This window comes from Roseburia sp. AM23-20, assembly GCF_003470905.1.
GTDB classification, from domain to species: Bacteria; Bacillota; Clostridia; order Lachnospirales; family Lachnospiraceae; genus Roseburia; species Roseburia rectibacter.
Map to the genome: position 1 here is coordinate 42,088 of NZ_QRHS01000007.1, position 23,647 is coordinate 65,734.

Genomic DNA, 23,647 nt, shown 5'->3' on the forward strand with positions numbered 1-23,647 from the left:
AATCTCACATATATTTCCTTTCAAATTCTTTTAGCGGGATCGGTCTGTCAAATAAATATCCCTGTCCATACAAAAAGCCACAGCTGCACAAAAACTGAAGCTGTTCTTCCGTTTCAATCCCCTCAAATATTACTTCTTCTTTTGCCGAATGTATAAAATTCCCCATCTGCGAAACAAAGTTGCGCTGTTCTTCCAGATTGATCCGGTCTGTAAAAGTTTTGTCGATCTTCACCACATCAGCGGGTATCTCAAGCAGAACACCAAGTGAAGAATACCCTGTTCCAAAATCATCGATCGCGATACGGAATCCGGATTTTTCAAGTTCTGCGAGCACCACCTTTAATTCATCCACATTTTCCACCACAACGCTCTCGGTAACTTCCACTTCAATATATTTTGGATCAATGCCATAATGATCCGCCATGCGTTTTAAACGGTCTGCAAAATTTCTGCTTCCATTTTCAAAATTGCGCCGCGAAAAATTGGTAGATATTGTAAACAGCTCTTTTCCTGCCTGTTTCCATCTTCGCATTGCCCTAAGAAGCTGTTCATAAATATAGAAGTCAAGATCCACCACATAGCCTGTATTTTCAAGTGGGGGAACGAATCTTCCCGGCATGATCATCTCCCCGGACTTCGTCCGCCATCTTGCAAGTGCTTCTGCACCGTATATTTTCCGGTCTTTTAAATTAAATTTGGGCTGTAAGTAAACTTCAAGCTCCCCCTGCTGCATGGCTCCATAAAAGCGTCCTGTGATCTGTATCTCATCATCACGTTTTGCACGCATCTCTTCTTTATAAACGCAGATTCCTGCACCGCCCTGTTCCTTTACCAGTTTGCGTGCCATATTTGCACTCTCTAATATCGTGTCAAATTTTTCATTCAGATTTTCAATGTGACAGATTCCAACCGACAGCCTGAGCGTTCCGAAAGGATATTTTTTCTTTAATTTCTGCTCATAATATTCTGTGCCCCATGCCACCAATTTTTCGATTTCAGCCTGATCTTTTCCTTTTAAAAGAAGGATAAAATAGTCGGAATACATCCGGCATGCCAGAAGAATCCTGCTATTTTTCATAAGCCGCGCCGCAAAATCTTTCAAAATAGTGTCCCCTGTCTGCTGCCCATAATTTTCATTGACATAAGAAAATTTGTCGATATCTGCATGTATAAGCGCATAGTGTTCCTGTTCTTTTCCGGTATTCCAGGTCTCACTCAGAATATTGTTCATTTTATTTTTAAACGCTTCTAAATTATATAATCCCGTCAGCTGGTCTATATTCTGTAAATGGCGGATCTCCTTCTGATCATCCCTTAACTTATTTCTCAGCGACACGAACACAGACGTTATCCTTGCAAGTTCGCAAAACGTTGTGCGGTCTGCGTTTTCAAAATAGTTCTGTCTGTTCCGCACACCAAAATACAATCCCCCGGTCCGGTTACCGGAACATTCAAATTTTGCCACAGCGATCTGTGTGATACGTTCTTCTCCCGTATTCCAGTTTTCAAGTGACAGCCTTTGATAGTGTGTCTCATCTGTATCATTCAATATTACAAAATCCCCGCTGCCTGCCTCTGCCACTTCAGTCCGGATCGGTTTTATGACATTTTTTTCATAAATCTGTCCGAAGGTGCTCCAATAGTTTGTCAGCGTCATTTTTGAAAGTTCTTCATCATATTCAAAAACAGCTGCCATATCCAGGTGATACCGTCTGCCAATCCTCTCAAGCAGCACATTTAAGGAACCATTCAGATCTTTCGCATGTGATAAAAGCAGGAATGCAGTATTTAAAAATTCTTTGTCCATTCCCTGCTTTTTTTCAAAGTCCATGTCTTTTCCACAGGTATCTATTTCGCGTTTCGTATGACTGTTCTTATTTTTTCCGGCGAATGCGTAATTACTTTTTCCACTCCGCTTGATCTCATACATGGCACGGTCCGCCTGATCAAACAGATCTGTATAACTGTCTCCATCCTGTCCCGATACCGCCAGTCCCACACTCATCGTCACATAGATGACCGCATCATCTCCAACCAGCTTTTTATCTCCATGCCGGCAGAGTTCCTTTGCTTTTTGTTCTGCCTGTTTTATTGTCGTATTATCCATCAGAACCAGAAATTCATCTCCGCCGACTCTTCCCACCAGTTTATTATCCGGGAACTGTTCCTCTAAAGTTAATGCAATATCTGAAATCACGGTGTCGCCTACCGTATGTCCAAACGTATCGTTAATATTCTTAAAATTATCGATATCGATCAGAAACAATACATGTGTTTCTTCCGGATACTTATTTAATATCCGTTCCACCTCTTCACCGGTCGCCACTTTATTATAAAGATGTGTCAGTGGATCTCTCCGCATCTCTTCGGAAAGCTGTTCCTGAATCTTTCTGTCGGAACTGATATCATAACTTCTCCCGATAATCTTTAAAATTCTTCCATCTGTTCCCCTTATACTCCGGTACACAGTCCGATACCAGCAGTACTGTGGCACTCCCCCTCCAAGGGCGGTATTCATCCGATAATCAAACGATCCAGACATTTCCTTTGCGGATGCATTCTGAATTACTTCCCGATATAGCGGCTGTTCCTCTTTATGTATAAAATCAAGCCACTCTTCAATTCCCATATAATCCTGACCATCTTTTTTCAGGCGTCCGTTTATATGATATTTATGTGGGACTCTGAATCGTTTTCCCTCCACATCGTATTCAAACGGCACATCATCCGTCACTTCCTCTAACATGGAATACTGCTCATTTAATAAAAACAGCTCATCTTCGAGTGCTTTCTGGTCATTGGTATCTTTACAGATCAAAAGATAGTATGGCACCGCATCCTTATAATAATAAATACTGCACCAGAATTTTACCCAGCAGATCTGCCCCTGTCCCGAAATGATTCTTATTTCGATCTCTTCTGCCTTTTTCTTCTCCCTGCATTTTTCGATCATGTCCTCAAAAGCACCTGCATCCTGCCCATAAATACAGTCATAGAAATCCCTGCTTCTGTCTGCTTCCGTACATTCTCCATGACCGACTGCTTTCATAAATTCTGCATTTGCGATCTCAACCTGTAATGAATTTCCACCTTTTAATACTGCAACCCCCATCGGAAATTCATATATCAGTCCCTTTACGTTTGCCTTCTCCATTTTTTCTCCATTCAAGTATGTAAATCTGACTTTTCCATACAATTTCTTTTCCGATTCTGTATACACATTCTATTTTCCATTATAGCAAATTTTGTCAGAAATAAAAGTGTTTCTAGGAAGTTTCGGTTGCAATCTCCACACTTTTCTAGTATGATACGAATTGGTGCAATTACGGTATTATAGCGGTTTGCAACAGCATCCGCACACTCAATATTAACAAATCAGGAGAATAACAACTATGATCAGTGCAAATAACGTTACGCTTCGAATTGGTAAAAAAGCCCTGTTCGAAGACGTCAATATTAAGTTTACTGAAGGAAACTGTTACGGTCTTATCGGTGCAAACGGTGCCGGAAAGTCTACCTTTTTAAAAATTTTATCCGGACAGTTAGAACCGACCGGAGGTGACGTTACCATTACACCGGGACAGCGTCTTTCTTTCCTGCAGCAGGATCACTTCAAATATGATGAATATACGGTTCTTGATACTGTCATCATGGGTAATAAACGCCTCTATGATATTATGAAAGAAAAAGATGCAATTTACATGAAAGAGGATTTTACGGATGAGGACGGTATCCGTGCAAGCGAACTTGAGGCAGAGTTTGCTGACATGGACGGATGGAATGCAGAATCCGATGCTGCAACGCTCCTCAATGGTCTTGGTATCCCGACAGAGGAACATTACACACAAATGGCTGACATGCCTGGTCCTTTAAAAGTAAAAGTCTTACTTGCACAGGCGCTGTTCGGCAATCCTGACATTCTGCTTCTCGATGAGCCGACTAACCACTTAGATCTTGATGCGATCAACTGGCTGGAAGAATTTCTGATCAACTTTGAAAATACTGTTATCGTGGTATCCCATGACCGTTATTTCTTAAACAAAGTCTGCACAAACATTGCAGATATCGATTACGGTAAGATCCAGTTGTATGCAGGTAACTATGACTTCTGGTATGAATCCAGCCAGCTTCTCGTAAAACAGATGAAAGAAGCCAACAAGAAGAAAGAAGAAAAGATCAAAGAGTTACAGGACTTTATTTCCCGTTTCTCTGCAAATGCTTCCAAATCCAAACAGGCTACCTCAAGAAAGCGTGCTTTAGAGAAGATCCAGTTAGATGAGATCCGTCCTTCCAGCCGTAAATATCCGTACATTGATTTCCGTCCAAGCCGTGAGATCGGTAATGAGGTTCTGTCGGTAGAAGGCATCACGAAAACCATCGACGGTGTGAAAGTGCTCGACAATGTATCCTTTATCGTAGGACATGATGACAAGATCGCTTTTGTCGGCGGTAACGAACTGGCAAAAACCACACTCTTTAAAATACTTACCGGAGAAATGGAACCGGATTCCGGTTCTTATAAATGGGGTGTCACCACAAGTCAGTCCTATTTTCCAAAAGACAATACAGAGATTTTCGATACAGATCTTCTGATCGTTGACTGGCTGACACAGTACTCCGAGATCAAAGATGCAACTTACGTACGCGGATTCCTCGGCCGTATGCTTTTTGCAGGAGAAGATGGAACCAAAAAAATGCGTGTTCTCTCCGGTGGTGAAAAAGTACGTGTACTTCTCTCCCGCATGATGATCATGGCTACAAACGTTCTGATCTTAGATGAGCCGACTGACCATCTGGACATGGAATCTATCACTGCATTAAATAATGGTCTGATCAAATTCCCGGGAGTTGTCCTTTTTGCTTCCCGTGACCATCAGGTTGTACAGACCACTGCAAACAGAATCATCGAATTTCTGCCGGACGGAACATTTATTGATAAAGTTTCTACTTATGATGAATATCTTGAAAATGATGAGATGGCAAGAAAACGTCAGGTATACAGTATGTCTTCTGACGACGAGAACGATAACTAAAAAAATAGCACTGACCAGAATAAGATCTGGCAGTGCTGTTTTTAATTTTTCCTAAAATGTGGTCCATTTTAATGTATAAGAACCAGATGACGCTTTGCTCATACGCTCTACCTTGATGTAGTATGTACCAGACGGCAGATCAAATTTTGTTCCACCATTTGCCAAACTGATATACCATCCATCTTCCGGATATAATCTGGTAACTTTTGAAATAGCAGAAACTTTTTTTCCATTGTTTTTACCAGAAAATACTTTTCCATCTTTATTATAGAAAGTTATCTTAAAACCATTTTTCTCATTTGTTCCGTTTGTGTTTGCGAGATAATACAGATCCAATTTAGCACTCTTAGTCAGTTTGATTTTATACCAGTCTGCCTTACTGTCACCGTATGCAATAACACCTGTCACTTTCTTTCCTTTTGAAAGTGTTTTTGCTTTTGATTTTGAACTTGCAGATGAATCTTTAATAGCTTTTACAGTAGCTGTGATTTTTGTACCTGCATTACACTGCACTGCAAAATAATATGTAGTATTCTTCTTTACACCATACGTTGTGGTATTGTAAATCTTGCCGGCATAATCATTTCTCCAGATTTCATTTTGCTGACCGATCGTCTTTTTATTTTTATTGCAAAATGTAACATACCCCTGGGAATTATTGTAATAAGAAGAACTGCAGTTAAACTTTAAAGTTACCGTACCAGTCACGGATGGTTTGAATTTGATATAATTTACCTTCAAATTCCGTCCGCTATAACACTGTGTATCTTTAATTGTAACTGTAGACTTTCCATTCCCCTTAAAAGAAAATCCGGCTGCCTGTGCCTCTGTCGGAGCTGCCACTGTAAATAACGTAACTGCCATAACTGCTGTCAAAAACATGCAAACAGCTCTGTGAAAAATTGTTTTTCTGGTTTTCATAACCAATCCTCCTTGTTTTCCTCCTTGTTTTGTAAATAACCATTTTTACTTTACCACAGTACTCTGCTGCCATCAAGTTCTTTTATATGATTTAGTACCATTTTCCCATATATTTAGTTGTGATTTTAGTTAATTTTAGTTAATTTTAGTTAATTTTACTTATATATTATTTAATTTTACTTTCAATTCATTCATATCCGCAACAATACAGTCTGCCCCGGCAGTTTCAAGTTCCATTCTGTCACCATAACCATACAAAACACCGATCACATACATGCCATTTTCTTTTGCACCAATCACATCATGTTTTCTGTCTCCCACCATTACTGCCTGATCAGCAGTGATTTTAAGTGAATCCAGAGCGTAGCGGATCACATCACCTTTTTTACTTCTGCTGCCGTCTAATGTACTTCCTGCAACAAAATAAAAATATTGCTCAATTTCAAAATACTTAAGGATCTGTACAGTATATACTTCCGGTTTTGATGTCGCGATCACAATCTTTTTTCCCAGTGAAGCAACTTCCGCAAGTAATTCTTTCATTCCATCATACAAAACATTCTCAAAAAGACCCTGCCTGCTGAAATATTCCCTGTATTTTCCGACTGCCTCCCGGCTCTGTTCCTCTGAAAATCCATAAAAATCCTGAAAAGAATCCAGAAGCGGTGGTCCAATAAACTTCTCTAATGTATCTAAATTTTCAACCTGGATTCCATAATACGAAAGTGCATGTGCCACCGCCTTTGTGATTCCCTCTTTCGGATCTGAAATCGTTCCATCCAGATCCATAAAAATATATTCCGGTCTCATTGTTTTCTCCATTTTCTTTTGTTTTTTCTATTGTAACATACCATTCTTTTTTCTGTACGTTTATTTTCCTGATATTTTATTTTTATCGCACATATTTTCATAAAATCCCCATTTTTACGCTATCTTTTGCGCATATCAAGTCTGTGCATAAGCACAAATCTTGCATGTGAAAAATGTTATTTTTCACACTGCATATCAAATTTTATAAACATCCAATCCTCAGTCTCTCAGTCTTTCGATATTACGTTTTAAGGACTCCACTGCCGCATCAATATCCGCACGCCTCGTATCCCTGCAAAGCGTCATACGGACGGTTCCCGCAGCATAATCTTCCGGAACCCCAAGTTCTTTTATCACATAGGATATCCTGCTCTCTCCCGTATTACATGCAGAACCGCCGGATGCACAGATTCCGTCTTCATCCAGAAGGATTAATAGGGATGCCCCATCTACCCCCCGGAAACTGACAGATACATTTCCCGGAAGTCTTTTTGTTCTGTGTCCATTGACACGGACATCCGGGATCTCATGCATGATCTTTTCGATCAGATAATTGCGCAGCATTGTTTCACGGTACATTCCCGTGCGCATATTTTTCGCGGTGATCTCTGCTGCTTTTCCCATCCCAACGATTCCGGCAATATTCTCTGTCCCGGCACGTTTTCCTTTTTCCTGTGATCCTCCATGAATAAATGACGGAATCTTCACGCCTTCCCTGATATACAAAAATCCAACACCTTTTGGCCCGTGAAATTTATGGGCACTCGCACTTAAAAGATCTACCGGATAATAACGCACGGAGATCGGAACCTGCGCATATGCCTGCACAGCATCCGTATGGAACAGTACATTTTTTTCTCTTGCAATTTTGCCAATTGAAAAAACCGGTTCAATCGTCCCAACCTCATTATTTCCAAACATGATCGTGATCAGTGTCGTATCCTCCCTGATTGCACGATACACCGCTTCCGGTGATACCATTCCATATTCATCCACATCCAGATAGGTCACCTCATATCCAAGTTCCTCTAAATATTTACAGGAATTTAATATCGCATGATGTTCGATCTTACTTGTGATAATATGTTTTCCCTTATGTTTATACTCTCCGGCAATACATTTTACTGCCCAGTTATCCGATTCCGAGCCACCTGATGTAAAAAAAATCTCTGACGGCTTTGCCTCGAGTGTATCAGCAATGGTTTTCCTTGCCTTTTCCATTGCCTGTCTCGACTTTTCCCCATATCCATACATTGTAGACGCATTTCCAAATTTTTCTTCCAGATACGGATTCATCGCCTCTTTTACTTCTTCTGACATCCTTGTAGTTGCAGCGTTATCTAAATAAATTACCTTCTCTTTATTTTCAATTTGATTCATTTTCTCCCCGCTTCCTTCATATATTAAAATGAACTAAGTCCGGATTTTCCGGCTGACTTTGGAGGTTTCTATTGAAAAAATTATCTTCCACCAAAAGTACGCTCTTAACCGGAACCCTCTTTCTCACCCTTGCCGGAATCCTTACCCGCATCATAGGTTTCTTCTATAGAATATTCTTATCACGTACCATTGGTGCAGAAGGTCTGGGTATTTATCAGCTCATCGCACCAGTAACCGCTATTTGTTTTGCATTCACCGCCGCCGGAATCCAGACTTCCATATCCAAATTTGTTTCCATGGAAATTGGTAAAAAAAACGGCACAGGGGCAAAAACCTATCTCTCGATCGGGCTTGTCATGTCCTTGTGCCTTTCTGCGCTCTGTGGCCTTATTCTCTATCATTATGCAGATTTCATTGCCGTCTCCTGGCTGGGGGATAAACGGTGTATCCCTCTTCTTTCTGTTCTTTCCTTTTCTTTTATCCCCTGCTGCATCCATGCCTGCATCAACGGCTACTATTATGGGCTGAAAAAAACTGCCGTCCCTTCACTCTGCCAGTTGACAGAGCAATTAGCACGCGTTGGAAGCGTTTATCTGATGTATCAGATCGCTATCAGTGAAGGAAGATCTCTAACACTTTCCATGGTCGTCTGGGGCATCGTCTGTGGTGAGATGGCAAGCACACTGGTATCTGTAAGTGTTTTCCGCATTTCAGGTACAAATCAGCATACAGCCGGAAAAAACAGGAACTATCTGTATACCTGCACCAGAAATCTGCTCTCCATGGCAGTTCCATTAACTTCAAACCGTATCGTTTTAAATCTATTTGCAGGGTTTGAAAATGTTATGCTGCCAAACCGTCTTTTGGCATTTGGCTATACACAATCAGAAGCACTCAGCGTATATGGCATTCTCACTGGAATGGCAATGTCTGTCATCATGTTTCCCTCCGTTCTCACAAATTCCGTTTCCGTCTTACTGCTCCCTACGATATCGGAAGCACAGGCTGCCGGCAAAAGAGACAAAATCCTCTACACCATAAAAAAAACAATTGAATCCTGCCTTCTGCTTGGTTTTATCTCAACCGCCGGCTTTCTTATCACCGGAAATTTTCTCGGCAATTTTCTATTCAAAAATGCTCTTGCCGGAACATTCATTGCAACTCTCGGCTGGCTCTGTCCATTTCTGTATCTGAGTTCTACCTTAAGCAGTATCCTGCATGGTCTCGGACATCCCGGCATCACATTTGAATTAAACCTGATTTCCTGCACTATAAGAATTCTGTTTGTTCTGCTTGCTGTCCCCACCTTCGGGATCAGAAGCTATCTCTGGGGAATCCTTGTCAGCCAGGCAGCCACGGCACTTCTCTCCATTCTTATACTGCTGCGTAAAACATCTTTAAATCAATAATTATTTTTAACACACTGCACTGTATTCCTGTAGTTTTTTCTTTGCCTCAGGGCTTAAGTATTTTGGTACCTGGATCTGTACTTTTACATACTGGTCTCCATGCACGGACGGATTCTTTCTGGAAACGATTCCTTTTCCACGCAGCCTGATCTTACTGCCATCCTGCGTTCCGCTCTTAATATTGCAGTCTACATCCCCGTAGAGCGTATGGATTCTGGCTTTTCCTCCAAGTGCAGCCGTGGCATATGGTATTGTGACAGTCGTATAGATATCGAGTCCTTTTCTCTCACAGCCATTCTTTGGGCGGATCTTTATCTTCAAAAACAGATCTCCTGTGGTACCGTCTGTGCCGGCATGTCCTTTTCCTTTCAGCCTTAACTGCTCTCCATCATCCATCCCCGCCGGGATACGCACTTTAAACGACTGGATCTTTCCATCATTTCCGCTTAATCTTATGACTTTTTCACAGCCTAATGCTGCCTCATCAAAATCTACAGCCACTTCCGCTTCCACATCGCGCCCGCCGCTAAAGTGCCCGCTGCTTCCTCCGGTAAATTCCTGATAAAATCCGCTGCCGTAGGAACCGCCTTCTCCTGCTGCATTTCTTCTGCTGCCGCCGCCAAAGAACTTGCCAAACATATCATCCCAGAAATCTCCTGCATTGCCATTTTCAAAATGAAATTCTGAGAATCCACCTCCATTTGCAGCACGCCCTGCCTGCTCCTCAGAAAATCCTTCCTCAAACGCAGCCATTCCATACTGATCATATAATTTCTTTTTCTTTGGATCATTTAATACAGAATATGCCTCCGTGACTTCCTTAAACATCTGCTCTGCTTTCGGATCGCCCGCATTCGTATCCGGGTGATATTTTTTTGCAAGTTTCCGATACGCCTTTTTTATCGCAGACGCATCCGCATTTTTATCAATTCCAAGTACTTCATAGTAATCTCTTTTCATGATTGCACTACCTCCAATCAAAACAAAAACAGAGAGACCTCTTACATCGCCTCTCTGTTTTATCTCCGGTTCTCCCGGCAATCTATCTCTCCCATGGCGATGTGCTTCGCTTTTCTGTCTGGGATCTTGGTTTTACATTTATTGCAGATATACTATAACACTTGTTTTAGCACTCGTCAAGCCAGAGTGCTAACATTTTACAAATATTTTATTCATAATTTTTTCTTACTTCGTCCGCTCCCATATAGATCACATTTTTCTGCGGTGAAATACCACTCTTTTGGAACAGATCCCTTACTGTGACAAATTCATATCCCTGTTCTTTTAATGCCGGAATAATTGTCTTTATCGCTTCAACCGTCTGCACATTATCTTCCATGTCGTGCAGCAAGATAATAAATCCCGGCTTTGCATCATGAAGAATCCGTTTTATCCGTTCCTGTTCTGTCACGGAAGGTTCCCAGTCCTCGCATCCATATCCGCAGATAAAATAAAGATCGATCAGATCATACATTTTCTGGTTATAGCTGATGTATGGCGGTCTGAAAAACTTTGGTTGTTCCCCGGTAATACGCACGATCTGTTCTGTCGTATAACTGACTTCGTCTAAAATTTCCTGATCCTTAAGTTCCGGCATCCCCGGATGTGTCCTGGAATGATTCTCGATCGAACATCCCATCTCATATGCCCGTCTCACAAGATATTCGGACTTTTCCGTAATCTTCTGCCCGATCAGGAAAAAACTTGCCACAACCTGATTTGTTTCCAATACATCCAGAACCTGATCTGTGATCCCCGGCGTCGGTCCGTCATCAAAGGTCAATGCCACTAATTTTTTCTCCACCATACCAATCTCCTTTTACAATACACTTTTTTTAGAAAAGCAGAGCAATCCCGTGTACTAAAAATGCTGCGATCCACGCAACCAGACACTGCCAGATGATCACGCCTGCCACCCATTTTCTGCCAAGTTCGCGCCGGATTGCTGCAAGTGCCGCAACACAAGGCGTATAGAGCAGACTAAACACCAGAAGAGACGCTGCAGCCGCATTTGACAATGCTGCATGTACATTACCATTAAATAAGATCTCAAGTGTAGAGATCACGCTCTCCTTTGCCATCACACCGCTGATCAGGGAAGTGCAGATACGCCAGTCCCCAAGTCCTAACGGAGCAAATAATGGAACTAATCCATTCGAAATCAGTGCAAGCATGCTGTCTTTCGAATCATTTACAATATTAAAATGAATATCAAATTTCTGCAAGAACCAGATGCAGATCGTTGCAAGGAAAATAACCGTAAATGCTTTCTGCAAAAAGTCTTTTGCTTTTTCCCACAAAAGCTGCATGACATTTTTTAACCCCGGCAGACGGTAATTCGGCAATTCCATGACAAACGGAACAGCATCACCGCGAAACAGTGTCTTGCGGTAAAGCAGTGCGACTAAAATACCAATTACGATTCCCCCCAGATACAGTGCGCACATCACAAGTGCTCCATATTCCGGGAAAAATGCACTGACAAAAAACGCATAGATCGGCAGTTTTGCCGAACAGCTCATAAACGGTGTCAGTAAGATCGTCATTTTACGGTCACGCTCACTTGGCAGTGTACGAGTTGCCATTACTGCCGGAACCGTACAGCCAAAACCGATCAGCATCGGAACGATACTTCTTCCAGAGAGTCCGATCTTTCGTAATAACTTATCCATAAAAAATGCAACACGGGCAATATATCCACTGTCCTCCATCAGAGACAGGAAGAAAAACAGCGTCACAACGATCGGAAGAAAACTTAAAATGCTTCCAACTCCTGTAAAAATACCATCAATTATAAGGTCATGCAACACTTCATTGACACCTGCAGCAGAAAGGAGCTGATCCACTGCTGCTGTCAGCGCATCAATCCCCATCTGTAAAAGATTCTGTAGTCCTGCTCCTATTACATGAAACGTAAGATAAAACACGATCAGCATGATACCGATAAAACAAGGGATTGCCGTATATTTTCCGGTCAGGATACGGTCAATTTTCTCGCTTCGTATCCTTTCCCTGCTCTCTTTGGGTTTTACTACTGTCTTTTCACAGACTTTTTCAATAAAGGTAAAACGCATATCTGCGATCGCTGCACTCCGGTCAAGTCCACGCTCTTTTTCCATCTGAACGATCAGATGTTCGATCGTCTCTTTTTCATTTTCATCCAGATGCAGTTTTTCTAAGATCAGATGATCCCCTTCAATGATTTTCGAAGCTGCAAAACGGATCGGTATCTGCGCTTCTTTCGCATGGTCCTCGATCAGATGCGAAACTGCATGGATACAGCGGTGCACGGCTCCTCCAAAGTCACTCTCATCACAAAAATCCTGCCTTCCTGGACGTTCCTGATATTTTGCAATGTGAAGCGCATGACGTACCAGCTCATCCACACCTTCATTTTTTGCCGCTGAGATCGGGACAACCGGCACACCAAGCATTGCCTCCATGCCATTGACATCCACAGAACCGGAGTTTCCGGTCATCTCATCCATCATATTTAATGCAATGACCATCGGAATATCCATCTCCAAAAGCTGCATCGTCAGGTACAGATTGCGCTCGATGTTGGTTGCATCGATAATATTGATCATCGCTTTCGGCTTATCTTCAAGCACAAAATTTCTCGAAACGATCTCCTCACTGCTGTATGGTGACATTGAATAAATGCCTGGCAGATCGGTTACCGACGTGTTTGGATGACCTTTTATCGCTCCGTCTTTCCTGTCGACCGTCACTCCCGGAAAATTGCCTATATGCTGGTTAGAACCGGTCAACTGGTTAAACAGTGTTGTCTTTCCGCAGTTCTGGTTCCCGACAAGTGCATAGGTCAGCTTTTCCTGCTCCGGCAGCGGCTTTCCGTCTCCCTTCACATGGTACTTTCCTTCTTCCCCAAGTCCCGGATGTACCGATTTGTTGATATTTTTTGCGCCCTCATGTCTGCGCGAACGCTCACTGATCAGTTCAATCTCAATCTGCTCTGCATCCGAAAGCCGCAGTGTCAGCTCATATCCATGAATCTGCAGCTCCATCGGATCTCCCATAGGTGCAAATTTGATAACCGTAACTTCTGCCCCCGGTATTACTCCCATATCCAGAAAATGCTGTCTTAGTGCCCCTTCTCCCCCGACTACTTTGATCACAGCACTTTTTCCGATTTCTAACTCTTTTAGCGTCATTTTTCTTTATCCTTTGTATTGATATTGATAATCTTTATCGATTATACACTTATTCCATGGAAAAATATAGTACAATTTTTCCACGAAAAATATAGTACAATTTCCCCCAAAAAATACAGTGCCGTGTTTCAGAAAAAATACAGTGCCATTTTCTCATGAAAAATATTTTATAACAAGTAGAAAAACTATGACTAAGGTGCTAGAATAACTTTCGTAAAAATAAATTTTCACAAGCAGAAATAGGAATTTTTATGAAAACAAATACATCCATTACTCATTTATACAGCAACCAGGATCTGCGGAAACTTTTAGTTCCGATCATTGTAGAGCAGCTGCTTTCCTCCCTGATGGGAACTGCCGATACAATGATGGTCAGCAATGTCGGATCTGCAGCTATTTCTGCAGTATCTCTCGTAGATTCCATCAATATCTTAGTGATCCAGGCACTCTCCGCACTCGCGGCAGGAGGTGCGATCCTCTGTTCCCAGTATCTTGGAAGCAGCAATAAAAAAGCCGCCAATGAATCTGCCAGACAGGTACTCTTTGTCATGACTGTTTTATCGGTGACCTTATCCGTCATCTGCCTTTTGTTCCGCGGTCCACTACTCCGTGCAATCTTCGGTGCCGTAGAAGCAGATGTTATGGAAAACTCACAGATTTATTTTCTGTTCACGCTGTTGTCCTTTCCTTTTATCGGATTATATGACGCCGGTGCTTCGATCATGCGTGCACAGAATAACAGCAGTGAACCGATGATCATTTCCATCATATCCAACTTTTTAAACATCGGTGGAAATGCCCTTTTGATCTTTGTTTTCGGAATGGGCGTGGAAGGTGCTGCAATTTCAACTCTTGCATCCCGTATTTTCTGCGCTATTGTCGTGATCTATAAGCTGCACAGTGAAGATGAGCCAATCTTTATTAAAAATTATGCCTCCATCCGTCCTGATTTTTCTCTCATAAAGAAAATACTGTTCATCGGTATCCCATCCGGAATCGAGAACAGTATGTTTCAGTTCGGTAAACTCGCCATCCAGTCCACAGTTTCCACCCTTGGAACCGTCGCGATCGCAGCACAGGCAATGACAAATATTCTGGAAAATCTAAACGGTGTCGCCGCGATCGGTATCGGTATCGGTCTGATGACCGTAGTCGGTCAGTGTCTCGGTGCCGGCAGAAAAGATGAAGTCATCTATTACATTAAAAAGCTGTCCTGGCTTGCCCAAGCAGCGATCGTGATCAGTTGTCTTACCGTGCTCGCACTGACGAAACCGATCACCCTCTTAGGCGGTATGGAAGCAGAAAGTGCCAGCCTTTGTTTTAAAATGGTCATTTTTATCACGATCACAAAACCAATCTCCTGGGTGCTTTCTTTTATCCCCGCATATGGAATGCGTGCAGCCGGAGATGTAAAATTCTCCATGATCACTTCCTGCTGCACGATGTGGCTGTGCCGTGTAAGCCTCTGCATTTATCTCTGCCGTGTATGGGGCTTTGGACCGATCGCCGTCTGGATCGGTATGTTTGCCGACTGGACGATCCGTGGAATTGTATTTTCACTCCGCTTCCACGGAAGAAAATGGTTAAACCATCACATTATTGATTAGGCAAAAGCCTGTCTGATGCTGTCATAATGGAGGAATTTTCCTTCTTCCCCAAGTTTTTTAATCTCCTCCGTGGAAGCAAACATATACCCATCTGTTTCTTCCTCCTGGAGGCTGATGTCCGACTCATCAAAATCTGCGGAAAAACGGTATACATCCACAAAATAGTTATCTCCTTCTCCCGGATTATCCCTGCGGTAGGTAAACAGATATCCGCCGTCCCACGCAGAGACATCCAGTCCGGTTTCCTCCTTAATCTCCCGAAGTACCGCGGTCTTAGAATCCTCTCCCGCCATCGCAGCACCACCGGAAACTTCCCAGCAGCCCGGTGCCCATGCTTTTGTCATAACACGCTTCGTGATCAGGAAACGCCCATCCGTTCTTTTTATCACGCCAAGTACGGTAAGATGATATTCGCCATCTTTTAAGCACCAGTCATTTCGTTTCATCGTTCTGCCTGTGCGCTCTTTCTTCTCATTATAAATATCCCATAATTCGTATTTTTCTGCCATTCGTATCTTCCTCATTTCCTATTTTTTCAAACTGTTGTGTGATAGCTTCTTGCACTGTCACACATTAGCACAGCAAAGTGTTCTTATTTCTATTATAATCAAAAATATGTTTTCGGCAACTGATTTTAAAAAAACATTCCCTGCAGCAGATAAAAAAGACCGCTTAATAAAAATGCAACACCTAAGAAAAATGTAAACAGATCTTCCACCTGAAAATTTTTCCGCAGATAACATAGTTTTTTTGGATTTTCCTCATTGATCCGGATCACATAAGTTTTTCCTTTTTCCAGTGAACTTTTTTCTCTGCGTGAAAGCCGCTCCATCGTACACTGGCGAAATTTTTCTTCATGATAGACATAAGAAAACACCGCATATGTTCTGACATGATCCCCTGTTTTCTTTGTCACAGTCCGCTCAAACACTGCTTCAACAGGTACTTTACAACGGATGCGCCTTCTCCATTTGCCAAATCCGATCCGTATTAACAGTATCCCGTATGCTATTCCTGTTATCCCCAGTAACATAAATCCTATATTCATACTGGTCTCCATTCCACAACTTCTGGTTTCAATCCGGCAGACTCTGTGCCACGCAGAGTGCTCCCCATCCAAACACCGGATTTGGATAGTACTGCATCGCAGGAAGTCTCCTTGCCCCCTTGATCAGATATGCTTTCATTTTTTCACCATACAGATACAGATCATTTTTATTCACGATTCCCCACTGCATCAGCAGTGCTGCCCCACCTGACACAAAGGGAGTTGCCATCGATGTCCCACTCCTTACCACATACCCGCCCCCCGGTGCACAGGAAGTAATATCCACACCAGGTGCCACAAGATCCGGTTTGACCTGATTTGTCTCACGCGTATAACCACGCCCTGAAAACGCTGCTGCGCGGTCAAAATAGCCATCGTAAGCTCCAACTGTGATCACCCGCGCTGCTGTCGATGGAATGGTTAAAGTCGTTTCCACCGACGGCAGCACAAATCCGGTACCTTCATTTAAAACACCGCCTGCCGGCAGCCACATATCATAATTTCCAACTGCGATTTTCTGTGGCAGCAACTGTATTGTCCAGATACCACTGTCAATAAAATCGTCTGCCGGAAGCAGTTCAAAATAAATTTCCTGATAAGGACTGTACGGACTCGGTTCCCCATAATAAAGCAAAACATCTGTATTCCCCAGCCGGAAACGCTGTGCCCCTAAAATCTGCTGGATCGGTCCGGCTTTGCTTCCGTCAGGATGGATTAAAGAAACTGCAATCTCATCCGCGTAATTTTTCCAGATCTGCAGATTCAGTGATATTTCATATCCGCTCACTGCAACCTCAACTTCTTCCGTAACATTTTCGCGCAGGGTTCCTGCTGCATGCACCGCCGATGCCCCTTCATTCCCGCTGCCGGTAATAATTGATGTGCGCCAGTAATCTGCCATATCATCAAGATAACTTTCCAGCAGGGAATTGCCGGAATGTGAACCATAATTATTTCCAAAACTTAAGTTTAAAACGACAGGCATCCCATACTCCTGTGCTTTTCTGATACAGTAATCTACCGCCTGCATCAGTTCTGTCGTTCTTGGAAAAGACCGCTCACCCGGTGTTCCTAATTTAACGATCAGAAGCGGACTCTCATATGCTACTCCCCTGTACCGTCCCTGCGAGGCTATACCATTTCCGGCTGCAATCCCCGTCACATGGGTGCCGTGTCCTGAAATATCACGGCTGGGACATACCGCATACCGCTCTCTTTCCGTCGTCTGCTCTAATGCACGGTTTATCACTTCCTGCGGAAATTCTGTTCCAAGAAAATACCCTGCCGGGGCCCCTAAAAATGACTGTTCCACGTTTTCTTCAGACAATGGATCTGCCACACTGCCTGCTGGAATTGTCTGATCCCAGAGATCTAAGATTCTGGTCGTTCCGTCCGCATTCCGGAAATCAGGATGTGCATAATCAATCCCGGAATCGATCACTGCCACGATTACGCCGGTTCCACTTAAATCATTCCTTCCGGCTGTTCCTCCCCGCATCTGTCCGGTCTGCAGAGGATTGATGCACGACACACGTCTGCCATTATTCACTGCAAAAAACAAAAGTTTCGGTTTCTCCATGTATTCGATCTCTGTCAGCGCCGCCACCAGCTCCACAATGTGCTCCGGCAAAAGCAGGATCGCATACTCATTCCGCAGATTCGTAATTTTTATCCGGTCATATTCCTTTGGAAAATTTTCTGCAAGTAGTCTTTTTAACGATTCCTCCGTTTCTCCAAACTTCACGATCACTTCCCAGGTTCGTTCCTCCTTGTCGTATCCTGTATCAAGATCTAACGACTTTTCGCGTTCCTGCTCTGTCGCATCGAGTGCAAGATTCAACAGATTTTCTATTTTCTCATTGGACATAAAAATCCCCCGCGATCGCACTCCTTTACTTATTAGAAATGCGGCTGCGGGGGATTTTATGACTTATTGTTTTTATTTTTAAAATTCTACCGACTTATTATTGTTTTTTAATGCATGATATAACTCTGCATGTGTCAGATATATGTATGGTTCTACATAAAATACCAGAAGAATACCGACTGTGCAGATGCCTAACAATGTCCAGCCGATAAATGAAAGATCTAAAACAAATGCATTCCATTTATTTCCATCCATCATCCGCTTACTCTCTGCAAATGCTTCCTGTCTGGTCATTTCCGGATGCTCTGCTAAAAGATATGGGATCATCATATATTCATAACTTTTCACAATACCAGGAATGATAAACAGCAAACTCCAAAGTGCGGTAAACAGTCCGCGAAGGAACATGATCACACCGATATTTGCATATCCGTTTTTAAATCCGTGTGCCAGATCACCTAACTGTGCATTGCCATATTTACAGTTTACAAAGAATTTCTGGCATCCTACCTCAAGCGGATTCCAGATAAAAATACTGAGCAGTATACTGATCACCATGGCAACGAATACCGCTGCTAAGATAATTCCGATCACGGAAAATAAAACTGCCGGGTCCATGTATGCCATTCCATCCGTTGATGACTTTGCTGAATTTCTGGTAGCTGTCGAACCTGATCCCAAAATAAGCGACAGGATCAACCCAACTAATACCGCTTTCCAGTAATTCGCTTTCAATGCAAGTTTTGCATTGCTTTTTAAATCACTTCTGTTCCACATATTAAACTCCTCCTTAAATAAAAACATTTTTCACTTCGTCAGTTTAACATATTAACGTTTCATTGTCATCATAAACAGCGCAATCTTAAAAAATTTTTAAAAATTTTTCATAAATCTTAATTTTTAAATCAGGCTGCAGTTATACCTCTATCTTTCCTTCTTTCAGCAGTTCAACAAATGCCTCTGACAACTTTGGATCAAACTGTGTTCCCTTGTTACGTTCTAACTCACTGATCGCATAATCTACCGGCATTGCTTCCTTGTAAGAACGCTTTGTTGTCATCGCATCGAACGAATCACACACTGCAAGTATACGTCCAAGCAAAGGGATATCTTCTCCTTTCAGACCTCTCGGATATCCCTTTCCGTCGTATCTCTCATGATGTGATAATACAGCCGGTATCACATAGTTCATATTAGGCAGGAAATGGATCATCTCAATCGAATTTGTGACATGTGTTTTCATGATCTCATATTCCTCAGCATTTAGTCTTCCCTGTTTTTTCAGGATACTTTCCGGAATACCGATTTTCCCGATATCATGAAGCAGTCCCGCCTCTTTTACAATTTCAATATCATCTGGTGAAAGTCCTATTTTCTTTGCAAGCAGAACTGCATAATCCGATACATGACATGAATGCTCAAATGTATACGAATCCTTCGCATCAATTGCTGCAGTCAGTGCATAGATGGTCGGTGCGATCTGTTCATAATGTTTTTCTGCCTTCTGATCCTCGATCTCATCTTCCGTGCGTTCTCCATAAATTTTAATACAGTTCTTTCCATCCCGTTTTGCATAAAAATTTGCACGTTCTGCCTGACTGAGCAGCTCATCCTCTCCGGAAGCTGTATCCGGATAAAATGCAATACCGATACTTGCAGTGACCGGCTGGAGTACATCCGGCTTTTCCTTATCCTCGATCAGGAAATTCTTCTGTATTTTCTGTGCGATCAACGAAACTTCTCTCTTTTCCCCCGAATTGATCAAAACAACATATTCATTTGATCCAAACCGGAACGTTTCTCCCTGACATCCTACCGTATTCTCTATGATATGCCCGCACCATTTTAAGATACGGTCTCCACACTCTTCTCCATACAGCTCGTTAAAGAGCTTAAAATCATCCAGATCAAGATACAAAAGAGCCACCGGCTGTCCCACTTTCCAGTTTTCCATCAGAAATTTTTTAAAATATCCCCGGTTATAAAGTCCTGTCAGTTCATCATGGATCGATATCTGATATACTTCCTGATATGTACGGATATTTTTCAGACATACACCGGCATATAATCCAATTCTCCAATAGTAATCTCTCTCTAAATAATTGAGTCTGGTCCGCCTTTCGAGTTTTATATAAATAAACCCCTGTATCTCATTGTCATACTTCATCAGGGAAATCTCAGAACGTTCGCCTATTCCCGGTTCCTCCAGCATAGCTGCGATCTCATCCTGTTCTTCCTGCCCCGGCATCTGTCCACTGCCTGTTTTTGCGAGTGTAAATTTATTTTCATTTCTGGTAAAGATAAAAACATCAATTACTGGAAACATCTCATTTACCACACCGATCATTTTATCAAACAGTTCTTCCTGCCGAAATACGGATGCCGACTCATTCTGAAAACAACGCAATACTTCAATCTGTTTTCTGTTCTGTCCCTGCATGACTCCTTCTGCCATTTTTCTTGCCAGATAAAATATAAACAACGACCATCCCATAAATCCAAGCACGATCACTATGATCTTCTGCTGCATTTCCGGCAATACACTGCCAAGATACCTCTGTGCATTATGATTAAAATTAAATACCGGGAGAAGGCTGACTGCCAGTGCAACAGAATAGATGCATCCGATCACGATACGGTTTGACAGATCAAACAGATACTTGTGCCACATGATATACAACAGACACAACGCCATAAAAATGCCACCGAGCATATCGTAAGGGAACTGATTGCCCGGCAGTGCATCCAAAAGATTGCCGGTCAAAACCAAAACTGTCCCAAGCAGCAAAGGAAATAATTTCTTTCGTTTTTCCAGTTTATTGCCGATCGCCCTGTGTGCCAGAACGGTCGCATATACGATCACGCCTGCCTCCACAACTGCCAACAGATAACTTCCCCACGATATATGATAAGTATATCCTATACTTCCATCCGTATATCTGACGATATCCGGTTCCGGGATAAATACCTCTGTAGCAATATTGATCCCCATTGCTGCTGCAGTAGCGATACAAAATCCGATCAGGAATCCATTCTTTCTGATCTCCAGCATATAAAACAAAAAGGCATACATAAAAATCGGCACCGTCAACAGTCCGAATACCGACACATGAAACCAGAACCGTATTCCAGGCATGATCTGCATACGCATCATTACCATGCCGCCTGTCCATATCAGGCAGGATAAAAGAATCTGTCTGAAATACCTGACTGCTTTTGCATCCGCCGCATTCAGGAAGGAAAAGAATATAAACAGGAAGCAGAAAAACGCTCCGATCGGAACTCCAATATATAAACTATCCAGCGTCAAAGCCGTTTCCTCCAAATTAAAAAAATTAACTTATTAAGTATAACATACTCCAATATATAATTCCAAGTTTTTCCGGGAAATCCGACTGTTTTTATCATTTTTTGGATAGCAATTTATCATAAATATAATGGGTCTGCATATACTAACAGGGAATAAATCTGTTTTCAAAAAATGGAGTGAACTTATGTGCGGAATTGCAGGATTTTGCAGTCTGAAACGCTGTTATACGGACAGACAGTCCTTTTGGGAGAATGTACTGATCTCCATGCATCAAAAACTGATACACCGTGGCGGCGACGCTTCCGGTATCTATCTGGCACCGCATGCCGGCCTGTCACATCAGAGACTTTCCATCCGTGATATTACGCACGGTGCCCAGCCTATGATACGCCACCACAACGGTGCTGATTATGCTATCGCCTACAACGGAGAAATCTATAATACCGATGAACTGATACCAGAACTTACCGCTGCAGGATTTGACTTTCTTACAACCTCTGATACAGAAGTGATCTTATATGCCTATATGCATTTCGGTGCTTCCTTTGTCTCTCACTTAAACGGAATTTTTGCTTTTGCCATCTGGGATGGTGCCACCGGACAGCTTTTACTCTATCGCGACAGGGTAGGAACAAAACCTCTTTTTTATTCTGTAAAAGACAACGAACTGGTTTTTGCTTCCGAACCCAAAGCCTTATTTTGTTTTCCGGATCTGACACCTTCCATCGACAAAAACAGCTTAAGGGAACTGCTTGCGGTTGGTCCTGCACGCACACCCGGCTATGGGATTTTCCGCGGCATCTGCGAAGTTCTGCCCGGTCATTACATGTGTTTTAACACCTCCGGTCTTTCCGACACCATCTACTGGGATCTGAAATGTCTGCCTCATACGGACTCCTATAAAGATACAGTAGCACATGTATCTTTCCTCATACGCGATACTGTAAAACGGCAGATGGTATCCGATGTACCGGTCTGTACATTTTTATCCGGCGGCATTGATTCAAGCATCGTTACTGCCCTTGCCGCATCTTACCAGAGCGCACATGACAAAACCCTAAATACTTTTTCCTTCGATTTTACGGAAAATGATATTTATTTCCAGTCCAATTCCTTTCAGCCGGAACGCGATCTTCCATATGTAAACTGCATGTTAAAGCATTGTAAAACAAACCATACCTATCTGGAATGTACACAGGAAACACTTGCCGACATGCTCTATACTGCCGTAGATGCGAAAGATATGCCTGGTATGACGGACGTGGATGCCTCTTTGCTTTATTTTTGTTCACTCGTAAAAAAACAGAACAAGGTAACACTGACCGGAGAATGTGCTGACGAAATTTTCGGCGGCTATCCATGGTTTTACCGCAAAGAGCTGATGCATCAGGACGGTTTTCCATGGTCTGCAGATACAAATGCCCGTACTGTTTTTCTTGCCGATGATGTCGTAAAGAATCTTGATCTTTCTTCTTATTCCCATGCCAGATACGAAGAATCTTTAAAAAAGACACCACATCTTCCGGACGAAACTGCCGAAGAATACAGACGCAGAGAGATCGCCTACCTGAATATCAAATGGTTTATGCAGACACTGCTCGACCGCATGGACCGCACCAGTATGTATTCCGGTCTTGAAGCGAGAGTTCCATTTGCAGACCATCGCATTATCGATTATGTATACAACGTCCCCTGGGAAATGAAATACCAGGGCGGTGTAGAAAAATCCCTTTTACGCGATGCCTTCTGTGATCTTCTGCCGCCTGAACTGCTGCACCGCAAAAAAAGCCCTTACCCCAAGACCTATCATCCGGGTTATGAAAAAATTCTGATCTCACGAATGACGGATATTTTAGCGGACAGCAATGCTCCCATTCTTCCGCTTATTGACAAAAAGAAAGTTAAAAAATTTATGGAATCTCCAAAAGAATATGGAAAGCCCTGGTTTGGACAGCTCATGGCAGGTCCCCAGCTTTTAGCTTACTTTATACAGCTAAATTACTGGATGGAAAAATATCATCTTTCCATATAAAAAATGGCTTGAAAAGTCTTTTATTTTTGACTTTTCAAGCCATTTTCCAATTCATATA

16 protein-coding genes are annotated in these 23,647 nt (G+C 42.5%); 4 read left to right on the forward strand and 12 right to left on the reverse strand.

Annotated features, from left to right (window positions below):
* Positions 1-4: 4 nt before the first annotated feature.
* Positions 5-3,154, reverse strand: coding sequence for a bifunctional diguanylate cyclase/phosphodiesterase (locus tag DW650_RS07480; protein WP_118209563.1), 3,150 nt, complete (start codon positions 3,152-3,154; stop codon positions 5-7).
* 238 nt (positions 3,155-3,392) lie between these two features.
* Between DW650_RS07480 and DW650_RS07485 the strand changes: the two genes are divergently transcribed.
* Positions 3,393-5,033, forward strand: a complete 1,641-nt coding sequence (locus DW650_RS07485) for an ABC-F family ATP-binding cassette domain-containing protein (RefSeq protein WP_117919354.1) — start codon at positions 3,393-3,395, stop codon at positions 5,031-5,033.
* 51 nt (positions 5,034-5,084) lie between these two features.
* On the opposite strand, the gene DW650_RS07490 is transcribed toward DW650_RS07485, so the two are convergent.
* The 3 genes from DW650_RS07490 to DW650_RS07500 form a co-directional block, all read right to left on the reverse strand.
* Complete coding sequence (locus tag DW650_RS07490) at positions 5,085-5,954, reverse strand: hypothetical protein (protein ID WP_118209514.1); 870 nt, start codon at positions 5,952-5,954, stop codon at positions 5,085-5,087.
* 159 nt (positions 5,955-6,113) lie between these two features.
* Positions 6,114-6,764 carry an HAD family hydrolase gene (locus DW650_RS07495; protein WP_118209515.1) on the reverse strand — a complete coding sequence of 217 codons (651 nt, stop codon included), beginning with the start codon at positions 6,762-6,764 and terminating at the stop codon, positions 6,114-6,116.
* A gap of 219 nt (positions 6,765-6,983) precedes the next feature.
* On the reverse strand, positions 6,984-8,144 hold the full coding sequence (locus DW650_RS07500) for a cysteine desulfurase family protein (protein WP_118209516.1): 1,161 nt from the start codon (positions 8,142-8,144) through the stop codon (positions 6,984-6,986).
* Between the two features lie 71 nt (positions 8,145-8,215).
* On the opposite strand from DW650_RS07500, the gene DW650_RS07505 reads away from it, so the two are divergent.
* Positions 8,216-9,553, forward strand: coding sequence for a polysaccharide biosynthesis protein (locus tag DW650_RS07505; protein ID WP_117919363.1), 1,338 nt, complete (start codon positions 8,216-8,218; stop codon positions 9,551-9,553).
* 6 nt (positions 9,554-9,559) lie between these two features.
* Here DW650_RS07505 and DW650_RS07510 read toward each other — a convergent pair whose 3' ends face one another.
* The 3 genes from DW650_RS07510 to feoB form a co-directional block, all read right to left on the reverse strand.
* Positions 9,560-10,513: a DnaJ C-terminal domain-containing protein gene (locus DW650_RS07510; RefSeq protein WP_118209564.1), complete on the reverse strand. Its 954-nt coding sequence runs from the start codon at positions 10,511-10,513 to the stop codon at positions 9,560-9,562.
* A 208-nt stretch (positions 10,514-10,721) separates the two neighbouring features.
* Positions 10,722-11,360, reverse strand: coding sequence for a polysaccharide deacetylase family protein (locus DW650_RS07515; RefSeq protein WP_118209517.1), 639 nt, complete (start codon positions 11,358-11,360; stop codon positions 10,722-10,724).
* Positions 11,361-11,388: 28 nt separating this feature from the next.
* Positions 11,389-13,725, reverse strand: a complete 2,337-nt coding sequence (feoB, locus tag DW650_RS07520; RefSeq protein ID WP_118209518.1) for a ferrous iron transport protein B — start codon at positions 13,723-13,725, stop codon at positions 11,389-11,391.
* Positions 13,726-13,976: 251 nt separating this feature from the next.
* On the opposite strand from feoB, the gene DW650_RS07525 reads away from it, so the two are divergent.
* Positions 13,977-15,332: an MATE family efflux transporter gene (locus tag DW650_RS07525; RefSeq protein WP_118209519.1), complete on the forward strand. Its 1,356-nt coding sequence runs from the start codon at positions 13,977-13,979 to the stop codon at positions 15,330-15,332.
* Here DW650_RS07525 and DW650_RS07530 read toward each other — a convergent pair.
* The 5 genes from DW650_RS07530 to DW650_RS07550 form a co-directional block, all read right to left on the reverse strand.
* Complete coding sequence (locus DW650_RS07530) at positions 15,329-15,841, reverse strand: NUDIX hydrolase (protein ID WP_186899160.1); 513 nt, start codon at positions 15,839-15,841, stop codon at positions 15,329-15,331. The genes DW650_RS07525 and DW650_RS07530 overlap by 4 nt on opposite strands.
* 125 nt (positions 15,842-15,966) lie before the next feature.
* A complete protein-coding gene (locus DW650_RS07535; RefSeq protein ID WP_243102887.1) occupies positions 15,967-16,380 on the reverse strand; it encodes a DUF3592 domain-containing protein in 414 nt (137 codons plus the stop codon).
* Between the two features lie 28 nt (positions 16,381-16,408).
* Complete coding sequence (locus tag DW650_RS07540) at positions 16,409-18,247, reverse strand: S8 family peptidase (RefSeq protein ID WP_118209521.1); 1,839 nt, start codon at positions 18,245-18,247, stop codon at positions 16,409-16,411.
* A gap of 78 nt (positions 18,248-18,325) precedes the next feature.
* Positions 18,326-19,024 carry a DUF975 family protein gene (locus DW650_RS07545; protein ID WP_118209522.1) on the reverse strand — a complete coding sequence of 233 codons (699 nt, stop codon included), beginning with the start codon at positions 19,022-19,024 and terminating at the stop codon, positions 18,326-18,328.
* Positions 19,025-19,163: 139 nt separating this feature from the next.
* Entirely contained in the window at positions 19,164-21,557 is a 2,394-nt protein-coding gene (locus DW650_RS07550; protein WP_158576219.1) for a histidine kinase N-terminal 7TM domain-containing diguanylate cyclase/phosphohydrolase, read from the reverse strand.
* Positions 21,558-21,741: 184 nt separating this feature from the next.
* Between DW650_RS07550 and asnB the strand changes: the two genes are divergently transcribed.
* The gene (asnB, locus tag DW650_RS07555) at positions 21,742-23,589 is read left to right on the forward strand and encodes an asparagine synthase (glutamine-hydrolyzing) (protein WP_118209524.1); all 1,848 of its coding nucleotides are present in this window, start codon (positions 21,742-21,744) and stop codon (positions 23,587-23,589) included.
* The last annotated feature ends 58 nt before the right edge of the window (positions 23,590-23,647 follow it).